Annotated in this window: 2 protein-coding genes; both read right to left on the bottom strand. The window is 29.8% G+C overall.

The window, feature by feature from the left end:
• Positions 1–90: 90 nt before the first annotated feature.
• The gene (locus GXM17_RS21285; protein WP_163401525.1) at positions 91–747 is read right to left on the bottom strand and encodes a hypothetical protein; all 657 of its coding nucleotides are present in this window, start codon (positions 745–747) and stop codon (positions 91–93) included.
• 168 nt (positions 748–915) lie between these two features.
• A complete protein-coding gene (locus tag GXM17_RS21290) occupies positions 916–1,323 on the bottom strand; it encodes a hypothetical protein (protein WP_163401526.1) in 408 nt (135 codons plus the stop codon).
• Positions 1,324–1,435: the final 112 nt, after the last annotated feature.

Consider the following 1,435-nt stretch of genomic DNA (forward strand, 5'->3'; position numbering starts at 1 on the left):
AGTATTTTCGGCTAAACGAAAATACGATTAAAAAACGATAATTCCACTAAATTCGCAAATGGCGCAAGACGTGTGTTGTATGATGTTTTTTTATTCCGCAATTTCTTTTCGTAATTCAGTAAGTGGTTTCAAGTTTGTTATTTCGCTTTCACTTAGCTTAATCCATTCAATCCAACCAATTTTTGTTGTAACATCATATTCTCCAATTAAATTATCCAAAAGAATATATATAGCATTTTGTGTCTGACCTTTTCCATCATAATTTCTTATGTTCAATTCAATTCCTAGTTTTCCGTTGTCGTTTTTACTTCTGTAATAAATATCAGAATAACCAATTTTTAAATCTCCATATTTGATTTCAAATTCATCATTTCCAGGTGTTGGCTGTCTAAACGCATTAAATTTCCAATTTTTTAGTTTTGGCGCTTTTTTAATCAGTTTTTGAACAATAGGAAATATTTTTTCAATTCCATCAGCTGAAATTGTAAATTCTCTAATATTATTTTCACGCTTTGGGCTAAATTCAAACACTAAATCTTGATTGACTTGTTTTAAGTTTTCAGAAAGTTCGTCGAAAATTTTATCTCTAATTTCAAGATTTTCTATATCATTAAAATAAGTTTCTTGGTTTTTCTCAAACCAGTTCCAAAACTTTTCTTCTTTGCTTTCTTTGATGAAATTTAAAAATAGCATAATAAAAATAATTACTAATAAAATCGATGTAATTCCTATAAATTTATTGTTCATTCCCAGCGGTTTTTCAAAATATCATACAACGTTCTCGCGCTACAAGCAGTTTGGGACTAAATTAAGCCCTATTTTCGGATTTGCCAAATCATCCCAAATACAAAACCAATTTCAAATTAAGCCTAAAACCCAAATTGCTTGTAGCGTGTGTTAGTGGCAGGCTTATTATTATTTAAAATATTCCTTTTCAAATTCTTTAATACTTTCTGCTATTTCCATCCTCACATCTAACGTTAACTGTTCAGTTTTTAAACTAACTCGTAAAAATTCATAGTATCTTTTATCGACAAAAGAAAACATCAAACCAACCAATTTGCAAACTCTATTTAGATCAGAAAAATGCGTCCATTTTATCAGCTGTTCAGAAATAAATATTTTTTCGTTTTCCGTTAATTCATCAACGTTATAAAACTTCTGAAATTTTTCTGCAAGAATTTCCAATAACTCAATTTGCTTCTGTTCTTCAATAAATTGTGAGCTTTCAATAAGTTCTGCAAACAAATCGTGAAAAGACTCTTCCGAGATAACTTCTAGTAGGGATTGAAATTTAGAATCAATATTGCTTTTATTGTTCATATTTGATTTTTTGTTTTCTGCTGATTGCTTGCCACTAACGTTCTCGCGCCTTGCGCCGTTTGCGACTTACGAAGACGAGTATTTTCGGCTAAACGAAAATACGATTAAAAAA

This window comes from Flavobacterium fluviatile (assembly GCF_010645065.1).
Classification (GTDB): Bacteria; Bacteroidota; Bacteroidia; order Flavobacteriales; family Flavobacteriaceae; genus Flavobacterium; species Flavobacterium fluviatile.